This is a genomic window from Microcoleus sp. Z1_B2, from assembly GCF_036700325.1.
Taxonomy (GTDB): domain Bacteria; phylum Cyanobacteriota; class Cyanobacteriia; order Cyanobacteriales; family Microcoleaceae; genus Microcoleus.
In genome coordinates, this window is record NZ_JAUBOQ010000007.1 from 47,794 (window position 1) to 73,615 (window position 25,822).

The 25,822-nt window shown below is 45.2% G+C and carries 27 protein-coding genes and 1 pseudogene; 20 read left to right on the top strand and 8 right to left on the bottom strand.

The features are described from left to right. The 4 genes from QT984_RS05595 to QT984_RS05610 all read left to right on the top strand — a co-directional run. Positions 1 to 4,367: glycosyltransferase (locus QT984_RS05595; RefSeq protein WP_333373468.1), on the top strand; the 4,367-nt coding region annotated here is incomplete at its 5' end. 138 nt (positions 4,368 to 4,505) lie between these two features. After that, positions 4,506 to 5,234, top strand: a complete 729-nt coding sequence (locus QT984_RS05600) for a class I SAM-dependent methyltransferase (protein ID WP_333233893.1) — start codon at positions 4,506 to 4,508, stop codon at positions 5,232 to 5,234. A gap of 222 nt (positions 5,235 to 5,456) precedes the next feature. Further along, a complete protein-coding gene (locus QT984_RS05605) occupies positions 5,457 to 6,737 on the top strand; it encodes a glycosyltransferase family 4 protein (protein WP_333053633.1) in 1,281 nt (426 codons plus the stop codon). 116 nt (positions 6,738 to 6,853) lie between these two features. Next, a complete protein-coding gene (locus QT984_RS05610) occupies positions 6,854 to 7,489 on the top strand; it encodes a DUF1802 family protein (protein WP_333272604.1) in 636 nt (211 codons plus the stop codon). Here QT984_RS05610 and QT984_RS05615 read toward each other — a convergent pair. The 4 genes from QT984_RS05615 to QT984_RS05630 form a co-directional block, all read right to left on the bottom strand. Then, entirely contained in the window at positions 7,476 to 8,126 is a 651-nt protein-coding gene (locus tag QT984_RS05615) for an ABC transporter permease (RefSeq protein ID WP_333053526.1), read from the bottom strand. The genes QT984_RS05610 and QT984_RS05615 overlap by 14 nt on opposite strands. Before the next feature lie 33 nt (positions 8,127 to 8,159). Further along, positions 8,160 to 8,621, bottom strand: a complete 462-nt coding sequence (locus tag QT984_RS05620) for a DUF29 domain-containing protein (RefSeq protein WP_333053528.1) — start codon at positions 8,619 to 8,621, stop codon at positions 8,160 to 8,162. A 52-nt stretch (positions 8,622 to 8,673) separates the two neighbouring features. Then, positions 8,674 to 9,429: an ATP-binding cassette domain-containing protein gene (locus QT984_RS05625; RefSeq protein WP_333208958.1), complete on the bottom strand. Its 756-nt coding sequence runs from the start codon at positions 9,427 to 9,429 to the stop codon at positions 8,674 to 8,676. A gap of 81 nt (positions 9,430 to 9,510) precedes the next feature. After that, complete coding sequence (locus QT984_RS05630; protein WP_333373472.1) at positions 9,511 to 10,068, bottom strand: NUDIX hydrolase; 558 nt, start codon at positions 10,066 to 10,068, stop codon at positions 9,511 to 9,513. A gap of 252 nt (positions 10,069 to 10,320) precedes the next feature. Here QT984_RS05630 and QT984_RS05635 point away from each other — a divergent pair, with 252 nt between their 5' ends. Beyond that, positions 10,321 to 10,593, top strand: a complete 273-nt coding sequence (locus QT984_RS05635; RefSeq protein ID WP_333203460.1) for a hypothetical protein — start codon at positions 10,321 to 10,323, stop codon at positions 10,591 to 10,593. Positions 10,594 to 11,158: 565 nt separating this feature from the next. On the opposite strand, the gene QT984_RS05640 is transcribed toward QT984_RS05635, so the two are convergent. Then, positions 11,159 to 11,590: a hypothetical protein gene (locus tag QT984_RS05640; RefSeq protein ID WP_333208954.1), complete on the bottom strand. Its 432-nt coding sequence runs from the start codon at positions 11,588 to 11,590 to the stop codon at positions 11,159 to 11,161. Positions 11,591 to 11,857: 267 nt separating this feature from the next. Between QT984_RS05640 and QT984_RS05645 the strand changes: the two genes are divergently transcribed. The 9 genes from QT984_RS05645 to QT984_RS05685 all read left to right on the top strand — a co-directional run bounded on the left by QT984_RS05645 (position 11,858) and on the right by QT984_RS05685 (position 17,366). Beyond that, positions 11,858 to 12,031: a hypothetical protein gene (locus QT984_RS05645; protein WP_333053533.1), complete on the top strand. Its 174-nt coding sequence runs from the start codon at positions 11,858 to 11,860 to the stop codon at positions 12,029 to 12,031. Positions 12,032 to 12,099: 68 nt separating this feature from the next. Next, positions 12,100 to 13,011: a GTPase Era gene (gene era, locus QT984_RS05650; RefSeq protein ID WP_333053634.1), complete on the top strand. Its 912-nt coding sequence runs from the start codon at positions 12,100 to 12,102 to the stop codon at positions 13,009 to 13,011. A 308-nt stretch (positions 13,012 to 13,319) separates the two neighbouring features. Next, entirely contained in the window at positions 13,320 to 14,870 is a 1,551-nt protein-coding gene (locus tag QT984_RS05655) for an ATP-binding protein (protein ID WP_333373476.1), read from the top strand. A 78-nt stretch (positions 14,871 to 14,948) separates the two neighbouring features. Continuing rightward, the gene (locus QT984_RS05660; RefSeq protein ID WP_333053535.1) at positions 14,949 to 15,779 is read left to right on the top strand and encodes a TIGR02452 family protein; all 831 of its coding nucleotides are present in this window, start codon (positions 14,949 to 14,951) and stop codon (positions 15,777 to 15,779) included. A 161-nt stretch (positions 15,780 to 15,940) separates the two neighbouring features. Continuing rightward, positions 15,941 to 16,219: a hypothetical protein gene (locus QT984_RS05665; protein WP_333053536.1), complete on the top strand. Its 279-nt coding sequence runs from the start codon at positions 15,941 to 15,943 to the stop codon at positions 16,217 to 16,219. A 43-nt stretch (positions 16,220 to 16,262) separates the two neighbouring features. Then, complete coding sequence (locus tag QT984_RS05670) at positions 16,263 to 16,463, top strand: type II toxin-antitoxin system VapB family antitoxin (protein ID WP_333053537.1); 201 nt, start codon at positions 16,263 to 16,265, stop codon at positions 16,461 to 16,463. A gap of 7 nt (positions 16,464 to 16,470) precedes the next feature. Next, entirely contained in the window at positions 16,471 to 16,863 is a 393-nt protein-coding gene (vapC, locus tag QT984_RS05675; protein ID WP_333053538.1) for a type II toxin-antitoxin system VapC family toxin, read from the top strand. Positions 16,864 to 16,893: 30 nt separating this feature from the next. Beyond that, positions 16,894 to 17,124 (top strand): DUF433 domain-containing protein, encoded by a 231-nt coding sequence (locus QT984_RS05680; RefSeq protein ID WP_333053539.1) that lies wholly within the window; start codon positions 16,894 to 16,896, stop codon positions 17,122 to 17,124. After that, positions 17,121 to 17,366 (top strand): DUF5615 family PIN-like protein, encoded by a 246-nt coding sequence (locus QT984_RS05685; protein WP_333053540.1) that lies wholly within the window; start codon positions 17,121 to 17,123, stop codon positions 17,364 to 17,366. The genes QT984_RS05680 and QT984_RS05685 overlap by 4 nt, the downstream gene beginning before the upstream one ends. Before the next feature lie 28 nt (positions 17,367 to 17,394). On the opposite strand, the pseudogene QT984_RS05690 reads toward QT984_RS05685, so the two are convergent. Continuing rightward, positions 17,395 to 17,538 (bottom strand): annotated as a pseudogene (locus tag QT984_RS05690) (ISAzo13 family transposase); the annotation flags it as partial. A gap of 104 nt (positions 17,539 to 17,642) precedes the next feature. Then, positions 17,643 to 18,347 carry a Crp/Fnr family transcriptional regulator gene (locus QT984_RS05695; protein WP_333373481.1) on the bottom strand — a complete coding sequence of 235 codons (705 nt, stop codon included), beginning with the start codon at positions 18,345 to 18,347 and terminating at the stop codon, positions 17,643 to 17,645. 161 nt (positions 18,348 to 18,508) lie between these two features. On the opposite strand from QT984_RS05695, the gene QT984_RS05700 reads away from it, so the two are divergent. From QT984_RS05700 to QT984_RS05725, 6 genes are all read left to right on the top strand, one after another. After that, positions 18,509 to 20,827 (top strand): nitric-oxide reductase large subunit, encoded by a 2,319-nt coding sequence (locus tag QT984_RS05700; RefSeq protein WP_333373484.1) that lies wholly within the window; start codon positions 18,509 to 18,511, stop codon positions 20,825 to 20,827. A gap of 48 nt (positions 20,828 to 20,875) precedes the next feature. Next, the gene (locus tag QT984_RS05705) at positions 20,876 to 21,589 is read left to right on the top strand and encodes an alternative oxidase (RefSeq protein ID WP_333373487.1); all 714 of its coding nucleotides are present in this window, start codon (positions 20,876 to 20,878) and stop codon (positions 21,587 to 21,589) included. 537 nt (positions 21,590 to 22,126) lie between these two features. After that, positions 22,127 to 23,704, top strand: a complete 1,578-nt coding sequence (locus QT984_RS05710; protein ID WP_333373490.1) for a GmrSD restriction endonuclease domain-containing protein — start codon at positions 22,127 to 22,129, stop codon at positions 23,702 to 23,704. 273 nt (positions 23,705 to 23,977) lie between these two features. Continuing rightward, positions 23,978 to 24,181, top strand: coding sequence for a hypothetical protein (locus QT984_RS05715; RefSeq protein WP_333373493.1), 204 nt, complete (start codon positions 23,978 to 23,980; stop codon positions 24,179 to 24,181). After that, a complete protein-coding gene (locus QT984_RS05720; protein ID WP_333373496.1) occupies positions 24,174 to 24,596 on the top strand; it encodes an aspartyl protease family protein in 423 nt (140 codons plus the stop codon). Before QT984_RS05715 ends, QT984_RS05720 begins: the two co-directional genes overlap by 8 nt. Then, entirely contained in the window at positions 24,589 to 24,825 is a 237-nt protein-coding gene (locus QT984_RS05725) for a hypothetical protein (RefSeq protein ID WP_333373499.1), read from the top strand. The genes QT984_RS05720 and QT984_RS05725 overlap by 8 nt, the downstream gene beginning before the upstream one ends. 79 nt (positions 24,826 to 24,904) lie before the next feature. Here QT984_RS05725 and QT984_RS05730 read toward each other — a convergent pair whose 3' ends face one another. Continuing rightward, positions 24,905 to 25,822, bottom strand: a complete 918-nt coding sequence (locus QT984_RS05730; RefSeq protein WP_333053556.1) for an NAD(+) kinase — start codon at positions 25,820 to 25,822, stop codon at positions 24,905 to 24,907.

The following is a 25,822-nucleotide window of genomic DNA, read 5'->3' on the forward strand; positions in this document are numbered from 1 at the left end:
TAGCAAAACTCCTCGGATTAGAAACAGAATTAGGACAAACTCAGGTACAGCTTGCCGGCAAAGAATCGCAATTTCAAGAAGCTTTAGCAAAAGTCTTAAAATTAGAAGCAGACTTAGGGGAAACTCAGGTACAGCTTGCCGGCAAAGAATCGCAATTTCAAGAAGCTTTAGCAAAACTCCTCGGATTAGAAACAGAATTAGGACAAACTCAGGTACAGCTTGCCGGCAAAGAATCGCAATTTCAAACAGCTTTAGCAAAAGTATTAGAATTAGAAGCAGACTTAGGGCAAACTCAGGTACAATTTGAAGAAACTGAATTTATATTGCAGCAAAAGTTAGCTGAGTTAATTCAGTTAGAAACAGCACAAAGTCAAAATCAGGAAAGATTAAAGGATACTCAGGAAAAATTAGAACACTCCCGCCTGGAAAATGAAAAGTTTCGGGCAGAACTTGCTATCATCAAGTCTTCACTAGGGTGGCAACTGAGAGAAAAGTTGTGGGAAGTTCAGCGCCAAATCCGCGACTTGTTCCCTAAATTTATTTTTTCCTTAGATCGACCAACTACTTGGCAAGTTTGTGATTCCAAGCTGCTAATTGTGGGCTGGGTTTTTAACCAAAAAAGAGAGACTACAGCAGTCCGCGCCCGAATTAAAGACCAGAGTTTTGCGGGCGTTTACGGCCTAGATAGAAGTGATATAGCGCTAGCACACTCTCATATTCCGGCTGCGAAGAACTCAGGTTTTACAATTGAATTGGAAGCGCCTGCGGGACGGCACGAAGTGCTACTGGAAGCGCAAGATGAGCGAGGTAAATGGCATTTGTTGGCAGCTTATCCGTTGTTAGTTTCAACGATTCAAGCATCGTTAGATGTACCGGTGGTGTGGGAACAGCGTCAGGGTCAAATTTTGTTTGCAGGTTGGTGCTGCCACCACGATCGCAAAATTGCTAAATTAAGCTTATTGTGTGGCGATACTTCTGTAGAATGCGCCTACGGTTTGCGGCGAAAAGATGTCGGCGAAGTGTTCCCCGACTGGGTTAACAGTTCGGAAAGCGGTTTTGAGGCCCTTGTCGATTTGCCGCCAGGGGAATGGCACGTTTCTCTGCAAGCTGAGTTAGAAACCGGGGAAATTTTGTCTTTTCAAGCGCCTAAAATATTGACAGTCCGGCGCTACCATATCTGGCAGCGAAGTGCAGATAAGTTTGAGGAGTTATCAAGGTTTACAGCCGCTATTCAGCAGCGGGCGAGGGAGAGAAAACAGCGTCTTGGGAGAATTGTGCCCTTGCCCTGGGAAATTGTGAAAGTGCTCCGCCAGTTGGGGAAGATTTATCGGCAGCAAAAACAGTTTACTGCGCCGGGGGAATTACTGCCACCTGCGGGTTTTGTGGTGCCTCAACCTATTGATAGATATGACGCTTGGCTGGAGGTGAATCAGTGGAACGATCACGCCCGCGATTATTTGATTTCTCGGTTAAAATCCTGCCGGGAGCCCCTGCCAAAAATTTCGGTAGTAATGCCAGTTTACAACCCGCAGATAGATTTTCTCGAAAGTGCGATCGACAGCGTAATCAATCAAGTTTATCCAAACTGGGAACTCTGCATTGCCGACGATTGCAGCACCGATTTAACTGTTGCTGAATCTTTGAAAAGCTGGGGTCAAAAGGACGATCGTATCCGCATCACATTTCGTACAGAAAACGGCAACATCAGCGCAGCAACCAACAGCGCCGCCGCCCTCGCAACAGGCGACATCATCCTGTTTTTAGACAACGACGACGAACTAACTCCCGACGCATTAGGCGAAGTCGCCTTATATTTTGCCGCCCATCCAGCCACAGATTTTCTCTATTCCGACGACGACAAAATCGACACTAAAGGCCGCCGATTCGCCCCGCAATTCAAACCGGAATGGTCGCCGGAACTGCTGCTTTCCTATATGTATCTCGGTCATTTGTGCGCCGTCAGAAGACACATTTTTGAAGAAATAGGCGGTTTGCGAATCGGTTTTGAAGGCTCGCAAGATTACGATTTTGCCTTGAGAGCCACCGAAATTTCTCGCCACGTCGCCCACCTGCCGCTAGTGCTGTATCACTGGCGAACCGCACCCGGTTCTACAGCCATATCTGGAGCCGCGAAACCCGCCAGTTTTTCCGCAGGTCAAAAAGCCATTCAAGACGCACTAAACCGCCGCCAAATTAACGGCAATGTCGCTCAGCACGCATGGGCTATTAAAGAAAATTTGGGCATATTTGCCCAGGATTTCCCGGATAACGGCCCGTCAGTAACGGTAATTATTCCTACTAAAAATCAGCTCCAATTGCTGAAATCATGTCTGGATTCTCTAGAAACTACAACATACAAAAATTATCAAGTTGCCGTTATCGACAACGAAAGCGACGATCCGAAAACTCTGGAATATTTAAAGCAATTAAATTGCCAAGTTTTGCATATAAAAAATCCTGGGGGCAAGTTTAGTTTTGCAGCAATTAACAACCGCGCTGTCGAACAAGTTGACAGCGAATATGTGTTGTTTTTGAACAACGATACTGAAGTAATTAACCCCCGCTGGCTGAGTCAAATGGTGGGATACGCTCAAATTCCCGCTGTGGGTGCAGTCGGCGCGCGGCTGTTATATCCCGACGGCAGAATTCAGCACGCGGGCGTAATTCACGGGCTGCATCACGGTTTGGCGGGTCACGCTTTTAAGCTGATGGACAAGAATAATCGAGGCTATCTTTCTCAAGCGATGGTAACGCGAAATTACTCTGCGGTAACAGCCGCTTGCACGATTACTCCACGTCAATTGTTCTTAGAATTGGGCGGTTTTGATGAGGAGAATTTTGCTGTTGCTTACAATGATGTAGATTACGGATACCGATTGTTAGAACGGGGTTATCGGTGCGTATATTGTCCCGATGCGGAGTTGTTGCACAAAGAAGGAACTTCTAGGGGTTTTACCGACAATCCTCAAGAAGTGGCGGCTTTTAGGCGTAAGTATGCGGGCAAAAATGACAGTTTTTACAGTCCTCATTTGTCTTTAGAAGATGAGTATTTTCATATTCAACCTCGACGGGTTTTTATGAAGGAAGAAGGTTCGGCAACGGATTTTGTAACGGATGTAACGGATGTAACGGATGTAACGGATGTAACCGAGAAGGAAGAACGCAAATTTAGTGATTCTGGTTGGTTGGAAGCAGAAGCAGAGAATTTGATTCATCCTATCAAAGTTTTGATGTGCAGCAATTCGCTGGATTTTACTGGGGCGCCCCTGCATCAGTACGAAATCGCGGTGAAATTGGCGGCTGAGGGTGTGGTTAAGCCGATCGTACTTTGCACCACAGACGGGCCCCTGCGTCAAGCTTACGAACAGCAGGGAATTGAAGTAATTGTGCGCGACAATCCTCTCGAACACATCTATCAGCGCGATGCTTATGATGAAGCTATCCGCAGTTTTAGCACAGAAATTGCCAGTTTAAAAGTAGATGCAATTTATGCCAATACTTTAGAAAACTTTTTTGTAGTTGATGCGGCGCGACAACTCGGAATTCCTGTGGTGTGGAACGTGCACGAAAGCGAACCTTGGCAAACTTATTTTAACAGGTTTGGTTCGGAGATTGCGGCGAGAGCTTTAGAGTGTTTTCGCTTTCCTTACAAAGTTATTTTTGTGGCGGATGCCACGCGGGACAGGTATTTGCCTCTCAACAGCCACCACAATTTTACGGTGATTCACAACGGCTTAGATTTAAGCAAATTGGAAAATTTGGATAATTCTGAATTAGCTAGAAAAACTTTAGGTGTTGCGGCGGAAGATGTGGTAATTTTGCTGCTGGGAACGGTATGCGAACGCAAAGGACAGCAGGATTTAGTTAAGGCACTTTCACTTTTACCTGATAAATGGCACAATAAAATTAGGTGTTTTATTGTGGGCGATCGCCCCAGTATTTACAGCAATAAATTAGCCGATTTAGTGGGGGAATTGCCAGCAGAGTTGCGGCAAAGGGTGACAGTAGTCCCGGAAACTGGGGAGACGGTAAAATATTACAAAGCGGCTGATATTTTTGTTTGCACTTCTCGCGTCGAAAGTTTTCCAAGAGTGATTTTGGAGGCGATGGCTTGCGATTTGCCAATTGTTACATCGCCAGTTTTTGGGATTAAAGAACAAGTGCGGCCTGGAATTAATGGTTTGTTTTATACGCCCGATCGCCCGGACGAATTAGTTGCAGCTTTGATTAGTTTATTGGAGGATAAATCTTTGCGACAGCAGTTAGCTGACAACGCTAAATATGTCTTGGATTCACTTAATACTTTTGAGGAAATGACTCAAGCTTATGCAGAGATTTTTTGCGAAGCATATTTCAGCCGTCATTAGTCATTTTACAGTGCCAGCGTCCCCCCCAGTGAAGGGCAGTAACTCACCTCGTAGACTTTTGGCAGGATTTAATATAATTTGCCAAGAATTGCGGAACATATTGAAAATTGAGCCATCAATACTATAAAATAATCAAAAATGAACGATGATAAAATGACCGATCGCCCAAGAGTAGATTATGAAAGGGCCTGGGACAGTTACGCCCAACAGTGGCAAAAAACTAATGCCGAACTTGCCTATATTGGCGACGAATGGATAGGTAAAGCTGCCGGTGCCGCCAACTCCTTAGCCGAATACGAAGCGCTGATAGAACAGCAATTTATTGCACCGTACATCAAAAAAGAACATACGGTTTTAGAAATTGGTATCGGCGGGGGAAAAACTGGTTCGCTGTTGCTGAAATACTGCGATCGACTAATTTGTGCCGACATTTCCAGTCAAATGCTGCAAGCAGCCCGATCGCGCTTGGGGTGCGATCGCGTTTCTTACGTCAAACTCGACGGTTTAACATTAGACGGCATCGCCCCAGGTTCAGCGGATGTCTGCTTTTGTTACGATACAATGGTACACGTAGAGCCGGTAGATATATTCAACTACCTGACTCGAATTCCCAAACTGCTGCGGGGCGATCGAATTTGCGTGTTTCACCACACAAATATTTTTAGCGAATTAGGGTGGCAAAAATTCGCCAGCGAGTGGGACAAAAACTTGCTAGGGCACCGAGACGGCACAGCATTTTCAGTGATGACTGATACAATTATGGAAAAATTTCTCCATCATTTAAACTATGAAATCATCCTGAAAAATACATCTTCAGTACCGCGAGATTGCGTCTGGATCTGCAAAGCGCCAACCCCTAATGAATAAAACCAAAGCTTTTTAGCCGCCTCAAAATATTTTATTCCAACTAACAACAGTCAACAGTCAATCGATTTTAGATTTTAGATTTTAGATTTTAGATTGTTATCAGTCAACAGTCAACAGTCAACAGTCAACAGTCAATCGATTTTAGATTTTAGATTGTTATCAGTCAACAGTCAACAGACAACAGACAACAGTCAACAGTCAACAGTCAACAGACAACTGACAATGAAAGCATTATTTCTCCATCCCAACTTCCCCGCCCAATACCGCCACATTATCACGGCTTTAGGCGCAGATCCCAAAAATCAAATTGTTTTCGGCACTAAAAACGAGCGCCCAGAGTGGAACATTCCCGGCGTTCGCAAAGCAGCATTTACCCCCAGCCGAGAACCCCACGCGCAGACTCACCAATACGTCCGCCCTTTAGAAAGTGCCGTCATCTACGGACAAGCCGTATTTAGAATGGCAGAACAACTCAAAGCAGACGGTTTCGTACCCGATATTATCTGCGGACATTCCGGTTGGGGGCCGACATTGTTTGTCAAAGAAGCTTTTCCAAATACGCCGCTTTTGTGCTATTTCGAGTGGTTTTATCATGCGATTGGTTCCGACGCAGATTTCGACCCAGCGGAACCTTTAACAGTTGACGATATGGCCAGAATTAGAATCAAAAATGCGCCGATTCTGATCGATTTATATTCTTGCGATTGGGGTTTGTCGCCCACTTATTGGCAGCGATCGCAATTTCCCCCAGAATTACAACAAAAATTATCCACACTCCACGACGGCGTAGATACCGATTACTTCAAACCAGACCCCGGTGCTAAACTGGTTTTGCCTAACTTAGACTTGTCTGGCGTTGATGAAATTGTCACCTACGTATCGCGGGGAATGGAACCTTACCGGGGTTTTCCCGAATTCATTGAGTCGATCGCCTATGTACAAGAACGCCGCCCCAACTGTCACGTAGTAATCGTTGGTTCAGAAAGAGTTTGTTACGGTCGTTCTTTACCCAACGGCGAGTCTTACAAAGACTATATGCTCAAAAAAGTGCCGCTCGATTTGTCGCGAGTTCACTTTGTCGGCCCCCTACCTTACGGACTGTATTTAAAAGTAATTCAAGCATCCGACGTACACGTTTATTTGACCAGACCTTTTGTGCTATCTTGGTCGATGATTGAATCTCTATCAACCGGATGTTTAGTAATCGGTTCCGACACAGGGCCAGTCAGAGAAGTTATCCGCGACGGAGAAAACGGTTTGCTAGTCGATTACTTCTCACCGAAACAAGTAGCCGATCGTATTGATGAAGTTTTAGACCATCCTACCCGCATGGCAGACATTCGCATCAAAGCCCGTCAAACCGCCCTAGAACGCTACAGTTTAGCTAAAATGCTGCCGCAACATTTACAACTGATCGAGCAAGTAGCAAATCGTTCCATGCCGCCTACAGTTGGTATGGAACCAGAACGGGAATTAGCAGCATCTTTTGCAGTGAGAATTTAGCAATAAAGGGTAGTCCTGCATAGTCAGGACTACGCCAATTTTAACAGGAAGAAATGGCTGTACTTGCTTGAAAGTAACCATTTTTGTTACTATTGTTAAAACCCAAATAAATTCCCATGAAATCAACTACTAGGGCGCTGAAAGAATGGAATGTAGCAGTTAATGCTTTGGAACAAGGTCAAACCATTGTGCTGTTGCGGAAGGGGGGAATTCGCGAGCAAGCAGGACAGTTCAATGTCACTGAAAAACAGGTTTTGCTGTATCCAACTTTTGAACACCAACAGCCGGATTTATTAAAGCCGGAGTTTGCACATCAAGTCCAGAAAGTTGAATCTGGTTGGCATCCTGAAGTTATTAGAATTGGCAGTTGGGCGGAGATTACTGATGTTTTTTTGGTAGCTTGGGAACCGGCAATTACTGCGCTATTTCCGTACCATATTTGGAATGAAAAATTTGTAAGCGATCGCCTGAAATGGAAACAAACTCAGCCAATTTATATTTTATTGCTGCGGGCTTATCGCCTTGCAGAAATCCGCGAAATTCCCTACACTCCTGAATACGGCGGTTGCCGTTCTTGGATCGATTTGGCCGATGCTATTTCCCTGGAGGGAAGCCAAGCTGTTTTGAGCGATCGAGAGTACATTGAACGCTCAAATGAAATCCGCAATCTGATAGCGAATCCTGCGAATGCTTCTGGTTCGCAGAGAGTGACAACGCTGACGGAAGGTAGTCAGGATTTTACTCCTCATTAATAGTTTTTAAGGTACTTTTCGAGAGGCGCGCTTCTACCAAACCCAGCCCAAAATCCGCAACTAATGCCATTAAAGCGGCCGGAATTGCCCCAGCCAAAAGTAACTGATTGTTGACGGTAGCAACGCCCCGGAAAATAAACACCCCCAAGCCGCCGGCACCAATTGCAGCGGCGATTGTAGCGAGTCCGATCGCAATTACCGCAGCAACTCGCACCCCCGCCAGAATCACGCCCAGCGCCAGGGGAATTTCCACTTGCCATAACAGTTGCATATCAGTCATCCCCATGCCTCTTCCCGCTTCCGTAATCGCTGGATCGACGCCGACAATCCCAGTATAAGTATTGCGGATAATAGGCAGTAAAGAATACAGAGTGAGGGCGATAATTGCCGTGCGATCGCCTATTCCACCCACTACCGGCACCGGGATTAGCAAGCCAAACAAAGCTAAACTGGGAATTGTTTGCATAATATTAGCAAATCCCAAAATTGGCTTTTTCAATTTAGGTTTTCTCGTGGCTAAAATTCCCAGGGGCATCCCCACAATAATAGCGATAAAAATTGCAACAGTTACTAAATATAAGTGTTCACTGGCGCGCTGAATTATCTCAGCGCCATAGCGGTTGATAAAAATTATCATTAGGTAATTGGTTCTTGCTGATTGCTGTCAACCTTATAAATCATTTTCTATTTCAGGACTTGGTTCACCAGGATAGAAGCGAGAGTCCAAAATTTCCTCTAAGCTGTAAAGGCAATTTTGAGGAAATGTTTTGAGAGGCAAATCGGTTTCTCCTACTGCCAAATCTCTACCGTTTTGATAAGCTTCTTGGAAAGCTTCTTGCAAGTAAGGTTTCAGACTTGGGTTATCTTGTATCAGTCTCTGAGTGTCCCGCCGCTGCACTCGAATTGTAGACAACCAGCTACGACTCCGCTGCTGGGGCTGATATTGCCACTTCAGCAAATGTCCCAGCAAAATGCTCAAACGATTTCTAAGTTCTTGACGTTCCTGTTTGCCCAAAGATTCAATCTCCTCAATTAAATTTGGCAAGTCAAGTTGACTCCACTGACACTTGCGAAGTAACTTGGCTTGTTCTTGCGTCCAAGCATAGAAGTCTGTCTCGTAAAGACTGTGCATCGTTTGATTATCAGCTTAGTTACTAAAACTATATTATCAAATTTTTGCTAAATTATTCAAATTTAGCTACTTGCAAACATTCAAGAAATGCCCCCGCTTCTGGATGCTGAGATTTGAGAAAATCATCAGGTGTTGCCAATTCAATCAACCGTCCATCTTGCATCAAACCAATTCTAGAAGCTAACAAAAAAGCTTCTTGAATGCCGTGAGTCACAAAAATCACAGTTTTGCCAAGTTGCTGCTGTAATTGACCGAATTCCCGCTGTAATTCCAGACGAGTAATCGGGTCTAAAGCACCAAACGGTTCATCCATTAACAATATCGGAGGGTCAGCCGCCAGTGCTCTGGCGACGCCTACCCGCTGCCGCTGTCCGCCGGATAACTGATGCGGATAGCGTTTGGCGAAGTGCTGGGGGTCGAGGTTGACTAATTCTAACAGTTGGCGGACGCGAGATTGAATACGATCGCCCTCCCAACCTTCTAATCTTGGCACTAAACCGACGTTTTGCTCGACGGTAAAATGGGGAAACAAACCAATTTCTTGAATGACATAACCAATTTTTCGGCGCAGTTGAATTGGGTTCCATTGAGTTGTCGGTTTTCCCATGACAAGAACTTCGCCGCTGCTTGGCGTTAGTAAATTGTTAATCAATTTCATGGTAGTAGTTTTGCCACTCCCGCTGCGTCCCAGCAATACTAAAACTTCTCCTTGCAGCACTTTGAAATTGAGTTTGTCTACTAAATGCCTGCGGTTGAGGCGATATGTCACGTCGAGGCATTCGACAGCAACTTCATTATTGAGAGGCATGATTAGTTCCGGTGATTTTGGTTTTAATAAATCGTCAATTGGCTAGCGTCGCGGGACAATCCAAAATCTAAAATCTAAAATCTAAAATCTAAAATTGTCTTGGTTTTGCCATTCTAGCAGTAAGGCTCGACATTGGAGGCAAGTTAATTTTTTGAGCAAGTCGCGAATTCCGTCTGGGGTGACAGGATATTCAGCACCGATAAATTCGGGGTTTACTGTTGCTGTCGGGTGCAATTCTGCAACAAAACCGTAGAGTTTTTGATTGGAGAATGAGCTGTTTATCGCCCAGCCGATATTGTTAATCGGTTCGAGGCGGGCGATCGCACTTTCTGTCACGCCTAATTCTTTCTTGATTATAGCTGGAACGGCTTCTGCTGGCGTGGCTTCGGCTGGTACGCGACCGCCGGGAAAATCCAGGGTTGCTTCTGCCACGCCGGGGCGATACATCGGTGTGGGAAACAGCAATTTTTCAGCTTGAATTGTCAAGATTACAACTGAATCCGCTCTTTCTACTCGCCAATATTCTACTGTTTTGCCTTCCGTTGTTTCGAGATGTTCCGCGATTAGTTTTACCCAATGAGAGTTGATCTCTACAAAGCGATCTAGAGTTTTCCACTGGGATTTTGCAGTTTGGTTCATGTGGGAATTTTTGGAATAAATCAGATGTTGTTTGCTATGGTAGGCGAGCGTTGCCGAGCTGAACAATAGCCGATCGACCTTTTCAGCTTTGAGCCCGTTTTTTCCTCTCGATTGTAAATTTTTGCTACAACCCTACACATTCGCCTAGATAATTCCGTAACATAGACTACATAATCAAAGTTTATCTGCGCCGTCGCTCTGGGTTGTTGCAACCCCGACCTGGTTCAGAGTCTTAGCCCAAAAGGAGTTGTGATGAAACTGCAAACAGATATTCGTACTTGGCAATCCCAACCAACGCCCGGAAGCTTCGCCAATGTCCGCGACTGGGAAAAATTTGGCTGCGCCGTACCTGCACCAAAATTGACTCCTTCTATGTGGGTTAAATTGTTCAACCCGCCAACCGCATTCAGCTTTGACGAAGCGTGGCTGTTGTGTGAATCTTCGGAAGAACAGTGGCTAGCTTGGATTCCTGATTATGGCGAAATTTTACTGAGTACACATGAATTTTGCGCTCCTAAATCGTGAATTACGCAGACAAACTTTGATAAACCAGGTGTTAAAATCCATATCCCTCCGGTTCAACGGGATTTTTGGGAAACAAGCTGGTTTCTGCGTAATAATGTCGTTTGCAGTGAGGAATGCAAGTCCTTAAACTTTGATAAGGACTTGCATTCCTCACTACAAACCTCTTATTATGATGTCGTTTCAGCCGATATCATACAGCACTTTCCAGGTAAGTGAAGTACAGAGAAACCGGGTTTCTTGAATAAAACCGGTTTCTGGCGAGAAATCCAGAAGAAACCCGGTTTCTGGGGTGTACTTTATAAACCGGGAATCCGCTGTATAAGTCCTAATAGATATTAATAGAAATTTCGCCAACAAAAAGAGCAATAGGTTTTCTATTGCTCTTTTTGTTCAAAAACACTCTCTAGTTTTTATCTTTAGATAGCGGAAGTTATATCAACTGGCTTCGATTGACCCCAATATCGCTGCGGTGACGGGTTTACTGTATCGATGCTTGCATGGGAGATATTGGTGAACCCGCCCTTACAGCAATTACGGTCAATTTAGCCCCTGTGATATTGCTGGCTTATTTGCAAACTGCACGGTTATTTGCGTTTCTGACAATCGTGCCTACTCTACCATTAATCTGAATCGGGTTCTTGGTGCTGGCTCGAATCAAGAGTGGTTGTTTTGCCAGACATTCTCTGATTGATGCTGCCCAGGCGGTGAGAGCTCCGGTGTATTCTGTACGACCCGCTGGGGCGCGAAACTGATCGGTAATTAGGAAATCCGAGGTGATGCTAGTGTCAGTACCAACATTGGTAATAATTGGAAAATCAAAGGCTCTGGGCAAGGTTCTGTCCTGGATTCTGCCCGGTACTAACTGGTATTTCTTCGATCCACCCTTGTAGTCAATACCTGCTTGAGGGCTGGTGGGAGGGCTTGTTTGAGCTAAGGCGGGAACAGGCAAGCTTGCTACCAAAACGGTGCAGACACTCCAAAATAATTTCGATTTCATTCGATTCATCTCCTCAACTTTATGACGATTAGCACTAATTTAGGTATGCTCAAAATACACTAGCTTTTATTGAGAAAGCGCCTGATGATATTGAGCTTTTGAGTTTGAGTTCAACTTACCTAATTTATTACCAAACATTCTCAAAAATGTTAAAACTGGTTGGCCTGACCAACTGTAGAAAAGTTTCAGTTGAGTTAGATATTTACACATCTGAAGTTGTTACAGCATTGGGGAGTCGGTTTTACCAGAATGATTCATTTTTGAGCGATGTCATTGGAACTTTATCAAATTTTGTCTCAGATATCAAGTTTTGCCGATCGCGTATCCTGTTTTAACACTGGTTTGTGGCTCGATCGAGGTTTGAGTGTGGCGCGCTATACCAGGGCGAGAAAGATGCTACAGTGCATCGATGGGCGTTTGAGTATTTTCAGGCGACAATAGACAGAGAAGGGGCTTGAAAATAGGTGATTTTAGTGGAAGATAGTAAATTTATCGACGTATCGGGCATTATGGGTGTTCCCGCGGCTCCGGCGGGTTACAAATCCGGCTTTGTGGGTATTGTCGGACGCCCGAATGTCGGAAAATCAACGCTGATGAATCAGTTGGTGGGACAGAAAATTGCGATTACTTCGCCGGTGTCTCAGACGACGCGTAACAGGCTGCGAGGCATCCTAACGACACCGGAAGCACAAATTATTTTTGTAGATACTCCCGGAATTCACAAGCCACATCACGAATTGGGCAAGGTTTTGGTGCAGAATGCCCGCACAGCGATTCAGTCGGTGGATGTCGTGCTATTTGTGGTGGATGGTTCGGTGGAATCGGGAGGGGGCGATCGATATATTATCGAAATTCTCAGCAATTGCAAAGTTCCGGTGATTTTGGGGATGAATAAGTTGGACGAACAACCGGAGGATTCCGTGTTGATCGATCGAACTTACGAGCAAATTGTCAATCCTGAGTGGCCTGTAGTGAAATTTTCCGCTCTCACGGGCGAGGGTGTCGAGTCGCTGCAACAATTGTTAATCGAACATTTGGAGGTTGGGCCTTATTATTATCCGCCCGATTTGGTGACTGACCAGCCGGAACGCTTTATTATGGGCGAATTGATTCGGGAACAGATTTTGCTGCTGACGCGGGAAGAAGTGCCGCATTCGGTAGCAATTGCGATCGACATAGTTCAAGAAGAAGCAAAAATTACGCGCATTCTGGCGACAATTCACGTGGAACGGGATTCCCAAAAAGGCATTTTAATCGGTAAAAGCGGCAGTATGCTCAAGTCGATCGGCAGTGCGGCGCGAGAACAGATTCAAAAGTTAATTGAAGGCAAAGTATATTTGGAGTTATTTGTCAAGGTGCAGCCGAAGTGGCGGCAGTCCCGCACCCGTTTGGCGGAATTGGGCTATCGCGTGGAAGAGTGAAACTTTGGCAGTTGGCAGTTGGATTTCTTCGGTTCTTTAGACCTCTTGCAAAAAATCCTTTTCATCTATTGATGGGACGGGCAAGATGCCCATCCCACAAGAAAAAATAAATTTTGTGGGATGGGCATCTTGCCCGTCCTAATTATTTTTGCAAGAGGTCTTTTGAATCAAGAATCGAGCACGACTTTCGCTCTGAGAGAGTTTCATCGGGTGCGGAGAGTCGGTACAAACCCCCGCTTAACAACTAGAACGCCATTCCAACAACCGTAAAGTAAACTGAGAGCAGCCCCATTCGCCCCAGTTGACCTATGCCGCGTTGGTTCAATACTGCTGGCCCATGCCAAGAAGACATTCATTACGCATTGTCGCCCACGGTACGCTTACCCAGCTTAGAAAGGTTAATCGCTCAACGCAACTATTTCGTCATCCATGCACCCCGGCAAGTGGGGAAAACCACCGCTATGCTGGCGTTAGCCAAACAACTCACCGAAAGCGGACAATACACCGCCGTGATGCTGTCGGTAGAAGTCGGCGCACCCTTCAGTCAAGACATCGCGGGTGCAGAGGATGCCATTCTCGGTGCTTGGCGACGGGCGATTTCGATTCGACTTCCCCCAGAATTGCAGCCGCCTGCTTGGCCCTCGTCGGAACCGGGACAGCAAATCGGCCATGTACTCAGCCTGTGGGCACAATCTTCTCCTCGTCCTTTGGTGATTTTCATCGATGAAATTGACGCACTACAAGACCAAGCGTTGATTTCTATGCTGCGACAACTGCGCGATGGTTATCCCAATCGCCCGAAAGCGTTTCCGCAATCGGTGGGTTTAATTGGTTTGCGGGATGTTCGCGATTACAAAGTGGCTGCGGGGGGAAGCGATCGACTCCATACATCGAGTCCGTTTAATATTAAAGTGCGATCGATTACTCTCAGAGATTTTAATGCCTCAGAAGTCGCGGAACTCTACGCGCAACATACCCAAGATACCGGACAAGTTTTTACACCTGAAGCCGTAGCCTTAGCTTTTGAACTGACTCAGGGACAACCTTGGTTAGTGAATGCTTTAGCTAAGGAAATTGTAGAAGAATTAGTAACAGATGAATCGATCGCTATTACACCAGACCATATTTTAGAAGCCAAAGAAATTCTCATAAAACGACAAGATACGCATTTAGATAGTTTGGCAGAACGACTGCGCGAAAACCGAGTTAAAGCCATTATCGAGCCGATGTTGGCAGGTTTGGAACTGGGCAATATCCCCAATGATGATATTCAGTTTTTAATCGATTTGGGTTTGTGTAAGATGGATGTTCAGGGTGGATTGACGATCGCTAACCCAATTTATCGCGAAGTTTTGCCCCGCGTGCTCACCGTAACGCCAATGGCTTCTCTGCCCCAAATTGCACCGAGTTGGTTGACTAAGGAAGGCAAATTAGACACGCAAGCGTTACTCAAAACTTTTTTGGAATTTTGGCTACAACATGGCGAACCGTTACTCAAAAGTGCATCTTATCCCGAAATAGCCCCGCATTTGGTGTTAATGGCATTTCTGCATCGGGTGATTAATGGTGGGGGAACGTTGGAACGGGAATATGCGATCGGACGCGACAGAATGGATTTATGTTTGCGTTATGGTGAGGTAACATTGGGAATTGAACTGAAGGTTTGGCGAACTCGGAAAGTCGATCCGTTGAGTAAAGGGTTGGAACAGTTAGATGGATATTTGGCTCGATTGGGAGAAGATGAAGGGTGGTTGGTGATATTCGATCGACGCGAGAATGCGCTGGAATTAGAAGAACGACTGAATACTGAAATTCATCTGACACCAATGGGGCGAACCGTTACAGTTATTCGTGCGTGAAGAAGTTCTGATGAATGTCTGTTCGGGTTGTCCATTCTGAGTCTCGAAGAAGTTTTATGCACCACCAAGGAGGAGCGTATGTCGTTAAAAGGTATAGCCAAGGAAACATTGCAGATTCTAGAAAAAGGCGAGTTCATTTCAAGGCACGATCGTGTTATTAATTTCGCTACCGAGCAGAAGCTGGCAGAGAAAAATACTAAATTGTATCGACCAGAAGAAGTTGAAAATTTATTGCAAAATACGCAATGTGATGCGAAACAGAGCCTTTTGGTGGAAGTTACCGATGAGACCTCTCAAGCAGCCGCCTACCGTTTGGTAAAAGGTGAAGGTTGCCACGATCTCGCGCTCCTAAACTATGCCTCCGCTCGAAATCCTGGCGGCGGATTTATTAATGGTGCAAAAGCACAAGAAGAAGATTTGGCTCGCTGTTCCGGGTTATATCCCTGTCAATTGACACAGCCCGAGTATTATCAAGCAAACCGATCGCAAGATTCTCTTCTTTACACCGATTATCTGATTTATTCTCCAAAAGTTCCTTGGTTTAGAATCCGCAGTCGTGAATTGCTCGATGATTATTTTTTAGCATCTGTTATTACTGCGCCCGCACCAAATGCAGGTCAAGTATTGCGTCGCGATCCCAATGCAATTCCCGATATTGAAAAAGCATTACGGCGACGTGCTGGATATGTACTTGCGGTGGCGCAAGATAATGGACATCGATCGTTGTTACTCGGTGCATGGGGCTGTGGTGTGTTTTGCAACGATGCCAGTATGGTAGCAGATGCTTTTGGTCAGTGGCTTGAGAGTCCGCGATTTCATGGATGTTTCGATCGTGTAGTTTTTGGTATATACGATTCGGCTAAGAGTAAGGATACATTGAAGGCGTTTAAAAATAGATTTTTGAAATAGTACCGAATGGGGAGGTATTCTGATGAGCCAAGTGAATTTTGAGGCTATGAGCGATGCCGAATTGAGACGGTACTTTCTGGAAAATCGCGCCCGATCGAGCTGCTTGTCAGGCATATTTAGACAGGTTCAGTCAGCGTCCGAAATCAATCATTGGAAGCCCGATGGATCCCGATTTTGACGCAAAGATTCAGGCAGCAATTCGGCAGAAATTAGAAGCATCGCGTAGTAGCCAGCCAGCTAACAACACAGTGGAGCGGAATAGAGTCTTTTCGCTTCGTTTCGGTGTTACTTGCCGCCGCAGCGTTTTGCCGTTATCTCGTAAACACTGCCTGACCTTGGAGATGATTCGGAATCTCGATCGAGAGATTGACCTACAGAAAATTGGTAGAATAAATAGATACGCTAGATGTCGATCGCTGCCGATGGGCGATCGCTTATAATCGGATGAAAGCGCGATCGATAAAACTCACCCCAAAAGCACCTATGAAAAGCACGATCGAAATCGATAGCTCCCTCATCACCAATGCGCTCCAAGTCACCGGACTGACTGCACAACAAGAAGTCATCGAATTGGCCCTGAGCCTGCTGATCCAAATGAAAAACCAAGAGAACCTACGTGCGCTACGGGGTAAACTCGCCTGGGACGGCGACCTCGATCGCATGAGAACGGATACGGAACAATAGTAAGCCCATGATTATTGTTGATTCCAGCGTCTGGATTGACTACTTTAACGGACAATCCACCCCACAAACCGATCTCCTTGACCAACTCCTCACCACCCAACCGATCGCGATCGGCAACCTTATCCTCACCGAAGTCCTCCAAGGGTTTCACCAAGACTCCGACTACAACAGGGCCAAGCATCTCCTCACCAATCTCACCGTCTTCAATTTCCTCGAAGCCGACCTCGCCATCAAAAGTGCTGACAATTTTCGCACCCTCAGAAAGCAAGGCATCACAGTTCGCAAAACGATTGATGTCATTATCGCCACCTTCTGCATCGAAAACAATCACGAACTCTTATTTGCCGATCGGGACTTTCTTCCATTCGTCGATCGTCTTGGACTGAAATCTGCTCTCTAAACTGGTCTGCTAAAAATCCCATATCAAACTATGAACTACCGAAACCACATCACGATCGAAGCAAACAAACGCGGTGGTAAGCCTTGTGTACGCGGCTTGCGAATTACGGTTTATGAAGTGCTTGAGTACCTGGCTTCCGAGATGACTGAAGCAGAAATTCTTGACGATTTTCCCGATTTGACGCGAGAAGATTTAAAAGCCTGCATTGCTTATGCTGCTGACCGCGAGCGTCGGTTTATGACCGATCCATTATCCGCATGAAATTACTTTTTGATGAAAAATTGTCGCCCAAGTTGCCGAATCGTTTGAGCGATATTTTCCCAAATTCGCTTCACGTTCGAGATGTGGGAATGAAAGCAACGATCGACCCAATAGTTTGGGATTATGCAAAAGATAATAATTTGATGATTGTCTCGAAAGACGCGGATATGCACGACCTGAGCTTAGTATTTGGGAATCCACCGAAAGTTATTTGGCTTCGCCTTGGAAACTGTTCGACCTAGCAAATTGAAAATTTGCTACGTCGGAATTTTAACGCGATCGAATTATTTTATGAAGACGAGAATTTATCGCTGCTTGCTTTATCATAATACACCGAATCGAATTAGCGTTAGGGTAGGTAGTTTTTCCATGATTATTCCACCAATCTTTTAAAGCCTCACACGCGAATTCACTGGCATCTTTACTGTTTCATAATGTTATATATCCTATGTTTTGTTGAAAATCATAAATCCCATGTGGAATCACTTTTCAGTGACCTAAACTCCAAAAGTCATGATCTAAAAGCGATCGCCCAACTCTACATTCTGACTCAACGCTTGTAGCCGATCGCGATCCAATAACTCAATCTGAGAACCATTAATCGTAATTAATCCTTTATCGTGGAGATGCGAGAATGCCCTAGAAAGGGTAGCAGAAATCGTCCCTAAAATAGCAGCTAGCTGAGTTTTAGTAACATCTAGATTAATAACTTGATCGCCATTAGCGCGATCGCTCAAATCTAATAAATAAGCTGCTAATCTTTGTGGCACTTCTTTAAACGACAGATCTTCCACCATCTGTGCCAATTTACGCGAACGGGTTGCCAAACTTGTCAGCATATTGATGGCGAGCGCAGGATATTGATGAAGTAAATCCAGAAAAGCTAACCGAGGGAAGAATATTAATTCTGTGGATTCCAATGCGATCGCCGAAGCTGGAAAAGCTTTGCCATCAAAGGTGGCAACTTCGGCAAAGTAATCGCCTCTTTTTAATAAATGTAAAATGTGTTCTTTCCCATTGGATGCAGTCTTAAATACCTTGACACGACCAGCTTGGACAATGAAAAACCCAGTTGCATCACTGCCCTGATGGAAAATTGTCTCATCTTTTCCAAAGGTTTGCAGTTGAGCGATCTGAGCTAAAGGAATCAGTTGCTCTGCCGATAATCCTTGAAAAATCAGAATGTTTTGTAACCAGTTGCTCAAATCGACTCTATTTAACATCGTTTAGGGTAGTGAGGATGGTTGGAACAAAGCGCCGAGCTAGACAAGATAAACGTACTTGAGCATTTTTTAAGGTTGTTTTTGACTTAAGTCAAAGCATTATTAGGTTCTATTCTCCTATGCTATGTCGATAGGTACTTTAAAACCGAATTTATGGCTTTATGGCAAACCCAACCTTTGACAAAGTGGTGACAGCCCGCGCTCGTCCCCGTCAAATTAGCCTACCCGCTTGGCTGGTGCTAATTTGCATCGTCACTTTTTCAGTGCTGATCTTTGCAGGATCGGCGATTTACAAAAATGCACCACCGATTCCCGCTACTGTGGTGTCGCCGCAACAGGAAATCATTCTAACTCAAGCGAATATTGAAGCTGGGCAAGTAACCTATCTGGGTCGCGGTGGACAACATATTGGGAGTATTTGGGGGCACGGCAGTTACCTAGCTCCCGACTGGACAGCCGATGTCCTGCACCGTTGGGGTCTTGCCACTGCCGGACTTTTATATAACGGTAATTCCGATTTTAGTGAAGCTGATTTACAGGCTTTATCGGCAGTCGATCGCGCTACTCTCCAAGCGCAGGTACAGCAAGAATTTAAAACTAATCGCTATGCGTCAGAGACAGGAGCCTTAACCCTCACGGCTGCTCAAACTAAGGGACTAAGCAAGGTTTTTGATAGCTATAAAACTTTGCTATCCCAAGGCTCTAAGATTCATTCCATTCCTAGCGGTTGGTTTACTGACGAGACGCAAATCCGTAATGTCACCGCTTTCTTTAGTTGGACGGCTTGGGCAGCATCTGCCGATCGTCCGAATGCACCATTTTCCTATACCGCCAACTTTCCCCACGATGACTTGATTGGCAATCAGGCTCCGGCTCAATTCTTGATCTGGTCAATTGTGTCGGTGATTGTGCTGATTGCGGCGATCGGTATATTTCTGTTTGTTTACATCACCCAAGAAGATAGCGAAGAAGTAATCGCTGTCGCCCATCGCCCCCTGATTCGGATTGCCACACCGAGCCAAAAAGTCACTACCCTCTTCTTTGGGGTTGCTATGACTTTGTTTTTGGTGCAAATGTTGATGGGAATGGTCACAGCCCATTACGCTGTAGAAGGCGACGGCTTCTATGGTGTGCCACTTCAGCAATATTTACCCTATGCCGCCTCGCGGACTTGGCATTTACAGCTAGCAGTATTTTGGATTGCCACCTGTTGGCTCGCCGCAGGGCTATATTTCGCGCCAAGGTTTGGTAAACATGAGCCGAAGTTGCAAGCTTGGGGCAATGGCGGTTTGTTAGTGGCTTTGACTGTCGTTGTTGTTGGTTCCTTAATCGGATCTTGGGCTAGTGTCCAAGGCATTATCGGCGGTGACAATAGTTTCTGGTTTGGACATCAGGGCTATGAATATGTAGAACTTGGTCGCCTCTGGCAATTATTGCTGATTGGTGGCATGGTGTTTTGGCTCTGGCTGATGTACCGCGCCCTCAAGCCTGCGCTCAAGGCGGAAGGTGATAAAACGGGACTGAATCATTTCTTTCTCTACAGTGCGATTACAATTCCCCTGTTCTATGCGTCAGGGTTGATGTACAACAATCACACCCATTTGAGCATTGCTGAATATTGGCGTTGGTGGGTCGTGCATTTATGGGTAGAAGGCTTCTTTGAGGTGTTTGCGACTGTAGCGATCGCCTATCTATGTAGCGAATTGGGCTTCCTAAAGCGCTCCTCCGCCCTGAGAGCCACCTACATGACGACAATTCTCTATCTTGGTAGTGGCGTAATCGGCACGTTACACCATCTCTACTTTTCAGGAACACCTGTATTCATTACGTCGATGGGTTCCGTTGCTTCAGCCTTAGAAGTCGTTCCTTTGACCTTAATTGGCTTTGAAGTGGTGAAGTCGATGAAGCTATCCCAAGAAGCGCAAGGATTTTATCGAGTACCACTAAAATTCTTTATTGCCACTGCTTTTTGGAACTTAGTTGGAGCAGGTGTCTTTGGTTTCTTAATCAATCCACCGATTTTCCTCTACTATTCCCAAGGACTAAATACTACGCCAATCCATGCCCATGCTGCACTTTTTGGTGTCTACGGCTCCCTTGCGATCGCCCTCATGCTCTTTGCCTTGCGTGAAATCACTCCTGATCGCGCCTGGGATGAGAAAAACTTCAATTTATCCTTCTGGTGGATCAATGGTGGGCTAGGCATGATGATGGTTTTCGGACTGATTCCTAATGGTTTTTATCAATTGGTACAATCTGTTAATCATGGCACTTGGTACGCTCGCAGTGCTGAAGTCATTGGTTCGGCATGGATGCAGTGGACAGTTTGGCTACGCATCCCTGGGGATATCGTCTTCTCGGTTGGTGCATTGATCCTCGTCTTTTGCGTGATTAAAGCGATCGTGGCTATTTTCCAACAGCCTACTCAAGCCCAACCCCTCGAAACCATTGCGGCTGAGATTCCGGTCGTCAGTCATTAGTTGCTCAATTGTTCAAATTATCTTTCGTATTTATTGAGGATTCAGTCAATGATTCGTCTCTTAGTTGGTATTCTCGTTTTTGTGATCAATGTCGTCTATGCCGATCGCCCTTATCCTCGGTTTTATGTGCTAGAAACCGTGGCTCGTGTTCCTTATTTCTCTTATCTATCGGTACTTCACCTCTATGAAACCTTGGGCTGGTGGCGGAAGGCTGATTGGTTAAAAATCCACTTTTCGGAGTCGTGGAATGAACTACATCATCTGTTGATTATGGAATCACTGGGAGGATCGAGCTTTTGGGTCGATCGCCTTCTAGCACGAGCCACTGCACTCATTTACTACTGGATTATCATTTTGGTCTACATGGTGTCGTCCAAATCTGCCTACAAATTCATGGAACTTGTAGAGGGACACGCCTATGCCAGCTACGACAAGTTCCTCAATGCCGAAGCTGAGGCTCTCAAGCAACAGCCCGCACCAGATGTCGCTATCCAATACTATCGAGATGGCGATTTGTATATGTTTGAGGAGTTTCAAACAAGCAGTGCTAATGTATTCCGTCGTCCAACGATCGACAATCTCTATGATGTGTTTGTTGCCATTCGGGATGATGAAATGGAACACGTGAAAACAATGGTGGCTTGTCAGCAGCCGACTGCACAATTCTCGTTAGTCAGTCCCCATGCGATGCAGGCAGCTTCTACGCTAAAGGTTGAGTTAACTGCAAAGACCGATGCTGTGGAACTCAGTCCCTCGAAATAGGTGATTTGAACCCGTCGTTCTCTGGTATGAAAACGTTGGTATCGCCCTGTGTCTAGGGGCGATCGCGGCTTTTCTGATGGATGCTATTATCGAAAACAATCACTAATTCTTATTTGGCGATCGGGACTTTCTTCCATTCGTCGATCGTCTTGGACTGAAATCTGTTCTCTAAACTGGTCTGCTAAAAATCCCATATTAAATTAGTACAATTAATTCATGGAATATGCGATCGGGTGCGATCGAGTCTAATCTCAAATATAATAAAGATAGCTTGTTTCAGTGCGACGGCTGAAGTGTTTAAGTCGAATCGTGTAGCGAACTCGATCGAGGAAAGGAGATTCCGATGGGGAGTAAGAAGGAGTTGACATACATCCTCAATCTGCGGTATTATTCGGCTATATCCAGTATTTTACCGCATCCAGTCTAGTATTGTACCGCAACTGCGATACAATTATAAGTTATGCGGCAATCCTGGGGTTAGCGAAGTATAGTGAACTTGAAATTGTCATTACTGAGCAAGCCAAATATTAAACAGCTATGAGCGACATATTTATAAGTCAAGTCATTGAGAAAGTTCTGTCAGGGCAAATACGCATACCGACTTTTCAACGAGGTTTCGTCTGGGATGCTGATAAGGTAGCTGTTTTAATGGATAGCTTGTACAAGAGTTATCCTATTGGCTCATTGCTTTTCTGGAGAACGCGATCAAGACTTCGATTTGAGCGTGATCTTGGCCCATTTAGATTGCCAGATGTAGATCCAGACTATCCAATTGACTATGTGTTAGATGGACAGCAGAGAATTACATCTATATTTGGGGTATTTCAATCACAAGTAGACGCTTTTAGCCAAGAAGTTTGGACAAACGTATATTTTGATTACAGAGCTAATACAAATGCTCAGGAATCTCAGTTTGCTGCACTTGATGAGTCAGAAGCTGATCCCAACAGATATTTTTTGCTAAGAAACTTTTTTAATACTGTTGCATACAGGCGAGCTACCGCAAGTTTAGAAGATGAGATATTGGAATTATTAGATAAAGTTCAAGACGTTTTTAGGCAAACAAGAATTCCAATTCAAATGCTGTCAACTGATGACAAAACCATAGTAGCTATTGTTTTCGAGAGAATTAATAGGCAAGGAATTGAATTAGATACTTTGCAGCTTTTGTCGGCATGGACTTGGAGCGAAGAATTTGATTTACAACGTAAATTTGAAGATTTATCCTTGGAACTTGAACCATTTGGTTTCAGAGATGTTGGTCAAGATCAGGATTTGTTGTTGAGGTGTTGCGCTGCTGTTTTGACAGGCAATGTTAAAACTGACACTTTGATTAATCTAAATGGAGCTATTGTCAGAGATCGTTTCCAAGAGATGGCTAATGGGCTCAAGGGGGCGATAGACTTTCTAAGAGACAATTTAAAGATCTTTTCTTTAGACAATTTGCCGTATTCTAATTTTCTAGTTCCCTTATCAGTTTTTTTCTCATCAACTGGAAATTCGCAGTTTCGATATACAGATTCTCAGAGAAGAACAATTCTGAAATGGTTCTGGCGGACTTGTTTTTCTAGAAGATACAACAGTCAACCTATTAAAAGTATGCAGTCTGACGTTGGGGAAATATCGAAGCTAAAACTTGGGCAACCTTCAAATCTAGCTACTATTTCAGATGCTTTTGAAGTAGAATCATCATTCTTCAAAGACAACAAATTTAGAAGTAAGACTGTCATAACAAAAACCTTTATTTTACTGCTAGCTCAAAAAAATCCCTACAGTTTCGTAACTGGATCACCCATAAGTTTGCGTGAGGTTTTGAGGGAATACAATCGAAATCAATTTCACCATATGTATCCTAGAGCTTTTTTGAGAAGCGCCAATCAAGATAGCTACGACGATAGTTGTCTTGCCAATTTTTGCTTTTTGTCTACAAGCGACAATAATATGATTAGTAATAGTCCTCCTAGCCTCTACAGGTCGGTAATGCCAAGTTTGTCTATGAATGAAATTCTTGAACATGCTATTTCTCCTGTCTCGTTGTTTGATGACGATTTTAGAGTTTTTGTAGATGAGAGAGCAGAGCTTTTGGCAGCAGAAGCTAATCGACTTGTCCAATAGACAAATGCAGCGTAACAATTCGGGTGCAGCGGATTGACCGAAGCCGCTTGGATTGGATACAAAGACCCTGGCAACCGCTGACCCGAAACGTTATCTCGCAAACGCTGCCTGACTTTGGAGATGATTCGGAAGCTCGATCGAGAGCTTGACAAATCAGAAAATTGGTAGAATCAATAGATACGCTGCGATCGCGCACCATGCAACAAGCTAGTAGATCCAATCTTTTCGCCAAACCTCGAACGAGGAGATTCTCAAATGCCATTGGCTGAACTAATGTCACAGATCCAGGAACTTTCAAAAATTGACAAGCTTCGGCTGATGCAGTTTCTGGCAACAGAACTCGTCAAAGAAGAAAATGCAACAAACTTTTTTGTGGCCGATCGAGAGTATCCGGTCTGGTCGCCTTACAATTGCTCTGAGGCTGCCAATGTTTTAATGAATCTTCTGACGACAAAACAACAAGAACAGAATGATTGACGCTCAGAGATTTCCCTACAAAATCATTGACAGCAGTCTTGGTATGGTCGATCGAATGCCGTATCTACCATTGACACTCAGCCTGAACGGTCAATCCTTGAACGCTGAGGGCTTACTAGATACAGGCGCAAGCGTTAATGTTTTGCCCTACGAGTTAGGGCTACAACTGGGCTTAGTCTGGGAAAATGAGACACTCTCAGTCGTATTGGCTGGGAATTTGGCTCAATTTGAAGCCCGCGCAGTCGTTGTTAATGCTCGAGTTAGTTCATTCCCAACGCTTAACCTGGCATTTGCCTGGACACAAGCAACCAATGTACCTTTGATTTTGGGGCAAGCTAATTTCTTCTTCGAGTTTGATGTCTGTTTCTTCCGGGCACGTTCAGAATTTGAAATCCGTCCTAAGCAGAGTGAATAGAAATGAAGACACTCCAACTATACCGTTATCTCGTAAACACAGCCTGACTTTGGAGATGGTTCGTAATCTCGATCGAGAATTAAAGATTCCGGTGGATAAAAGTCGGCCTACATTACCAACACTAATGGCTGCTTTATTCTACGATTTATCAACAGATAAAGAAATCAAAATCCCTTCAATCGGTGAAAAACGGGAACGGGAATTGCGATCTCCTACAGCTAGGACTTGATATGATATCTACGAGCAAGCCAACTGGTTGAGCCAACAATCCCCGTACCTTGATAGTCGGGGAGTGTCAACAACAAATATCAAGGCAACTCAACCGAACTCGGTTTAGCAATGTGAGGCAAGCCCCAGCCCAATTTTTCCCGCAAAATGTGGAAAAACTCAAAAGATTGCACCCGAATAAAGCGGGCTGGGTACGGAGCTCGCTCGACTTGCACCCAATCTTCGGGCAGAACATAACATCCGCCGTTACCATCTACCACCATTACCAGGCGGGTCGGACTCGCCGGCAAAATCTTGATCGGCTCGGTGTTGGAAAACACCAAAGCCCGCGAAGCCATTGAATGCGGGCAAATAGGCAGCAACTGCAACACCGGCACTCCGGGAATGATCACAGGCCCGCCGGCAGACAGCGCGTAAGCCGTCGATCCTGTGGGAGTCGCGATGATGACTCCATCTGCGGCAATGTCAATAGAGGCGTGTTGCCCGATCGCCACTTCAAAATGACACATACAAGTCAGCGGTTCCCGGTGCAGCACCATTTCATTGAGACAAAGGGCTTCCCAGAGGCAGTCGTTTTCTCGAAACAACCGCACCGCCAGCATCGATCTTTCTTCTATTTCGTATTCTCCAGCGATTACCTTTTCCAAAGCTTGCGGCAGCAAGTTCAGGTAAGTTTCTGTCAAAAAGCCCATGTGACCGGTATTGACAGTCAGCAGCGGCACTCCGATGGGAGCGACTTGGCGAAATGCCGACAGCACCGTACCGTCGCCGCCCAACACCACTGCAAACTCCATGTCGCTGTCAAAACCGGGGGGGACGAGTTGTTCGATCTGAGTGTGGCACAGGGGGCGATCGGGGCTAGAATAGCCCAGAATTCCTCCCGAACCAGAAACCGAGCAAACCTCCCAGCCGCGGGCAGTCAGCTTGTCTTCTAACTCTGCGGCGATGCGACAAGCCACAGGTTTAACGTCGTTGTATATAATCCCAGCTTTCGGCAC

Bases quoted from the DNA above. Each gene is read 5' to 3' on its own strand.
- QT984_RS05600 (WP_333233893.1), top strand. From the start codon at position 4,506: ATGAACGATGATAAAATGACCGATCGCCCAAGAGTAGATTATGAAAGG.
- QT984_RS05605 (WP_333053633.1), top strand. From the start codon at position 5,457: ATGAAAGCATTATTTCTCCATCCCAACTTCCCCGCCCAATACCGCCAC.
- QT984_RS05610 (WP_333272604.1), top strand. From the start codon at position 6,854: ATGAAATCAACTACTAGGGCGCTGAAAGAATGGAATGTAGCAGTTAAT.
- QT984_RS05615 (WP_333053526.1), bottom strand. From the start codon at position 8,126: ATGATAATTTTTATCAACCGCTATGGCGCTGAGATAATTCAGCGCGCC.
- QT984_RS05620 (WP_333053528.1), bottom strand. From the start codon at position 8,621: ATGCACAGTCTTTACGAGACAGACTTCTATGCTTGGACGCAAGAACAA.
- QT984_RS05625 (WP_333208958.1), bottom strand. From the start codon at position 9,429: ATGCCTCTCAATAATGAAGTTGCTGTCGAATGCCTCGACGTGACATAT.
- QT984_RS05630 (WP_333373472.1), bottom strand. From the start codon at position 10,068: ATGAACCAAACTGCAAAATCCCAGTGGAAAACTCTAGATCGCTTTGTA.
- QT984_RS05635 (WP_333203460.1), top strand. From the start codon at position 10,321: ATGAAACTGCAAACAGATATTCGTACTTGGCAATCCCAACCAACGCCC.
- QT984_RS05640 (WP_333208954.1), bottom strand. From the start codon at position 11,590: ATGAAATCGAAATTATTTTGGAGTGTCTGCACCGTTTTGGTAGCAAGC.
- QT984_RS05645 (WP_333053533.1), top strand. From the start codon at position 11,858: ATGTCATTGGAACTTTATCAAATTTTGTCTCAGATATCAAGTTTTGCC.
- era (WP_333053634.1), top strand. From the start codon at position 12,100: ATGGGTGTTCCCGCGGCTCCGGCGGGTTACAAATCCGGCTTTGTGGGT.
- QT984_RS05655 (WP_333373476.1), top strand. From the start codon at position 13,320: ATGCCGCGTTGGTTCAATACTGCTGGCCCATGCCAAGAAGACATTCAT.
- QT984_RS05660 (WP_333053535.1), top strand. From the start codon at position 14,949: ATGTCGTTAAAAGGTATAGCCAAGGAAACATTGCAGATTCTAGAAAAA.
- QT984_RS05665 (WP_333053536.1), top strand. From the start codon at position 15,941: ATGGATCCCGATTTTGACGCAAAGATTCAGGCAGCAATTCGGCAGAAA.
- QT984_RS05670 (WP_333053537.1), top strand. From the start codon at position 16,263: ATGAAAAGCACGATCGAAATCGATAGCTCCCTCATCACCAATGCGCTC.
- vapC (WP_333053538.1), top strand. From the start codon at position 16,471: ATGATTATTGTTGATTCCAGCGTCTGGATTGACTACTTTAACGGACAA.
- QT984_RS05680 (WP_333053539.1), top strand. From the start codon at position 16,894: ATGAACTACCGAAACCACATCACGATCGAAGCAAACAAACGCGGTGGT.
- QT984_RS05685 (WP_333053540.1), top strand. From the start codon at position 17,121: ATGAAATTACTTTTTGATGAAAAATTGTCGCCCAAGTTGCCGAATCGT.
- QT984_RS05695 (WP_333373481.1), bottom strand. From the start codon at position 18,347: ATGTTAAATAGAGTCGATTTGAGCAACTGGTTACAAAACATTCTGATT.
- QT984_RS05700 (WP_333373484.1), top strand. From the start codon at position 18,509: ATGGCAAACCCAACCTTTGACAAAGTGGTGACAGCCCGCGCTCGTCCC.
- QT984_RS05705 (WP_333373487.1), top strand. From the start codon at position 20,876: ATGATTCGTCTCTTAGTTGGTATTCTCGTTTTTGTGATCAATGTCGTC.
- QT984_RS05710 (WP_333373490.1), top strand. From the start codon at position 22,127: ATGAGCGACATATTTATAAGTCAAGTCATTGAGAAAGTTCTGTCAGGG.
- QT984_RS05715 (WP_333373493.1), top strand. From the start codon at position 23,978: ATGTCACAGATCCAGGAACTTTCAAAAATTGACAAGCTTCGGCTGATG.
- QT984_RS05720 (WP_333373496.1), top strand. From the start codon at position 24,174: ATGATTGACGCTCAGAGATTTCCCTACAAAATCATTGACAGCAGTCTT.